This window comes from Herbidospora sp. RD11066 (assembly GCF_054661255.1).
On record NZ_BAAGDO010000155.1, the window covers coordinates 1 to 272 of the forward strand.

Genomic DNA, 272 nt, shown 5'->3' on the forward strand with positions numbered 1-272 from the left:
GTCGAAGAGAACATGATTTTTTGAATGCCAACTTCAGACAAGACTTTGAGAACTTGGTTCATACCAGCAACATTGGCAGTGAAGTATTTGCTTGGGTTTTCAATGCTTTCGCTCACAACAATTTCACCTGCACAATGAAGAACAGCATCAATCTGATTTTCTTCTAAGTAAGCTTTTAGGGCACTAGAATCATAAACATCCAGTTGTTTAAAGCTAGCACGACTATCTACAGCTGAACGATTTCCTGTAGAGAGATTATCTAGAACATGTAC

General features: G+C 38.2%; 1 protein-coding gene. It reads right to left on the reverse strand.

Annotation, left to right across the window (positions count from 1 at the left end):
• Nucleotides 1-272, reverse strand: a 272-nt coding sequence (locus ACYQ78_RS39610; RefSeq protein WP_459806143.1) for an NAD-dependent epimerase/dehydratase family protein, incomplete at both ends; no start/stop codon positions are given.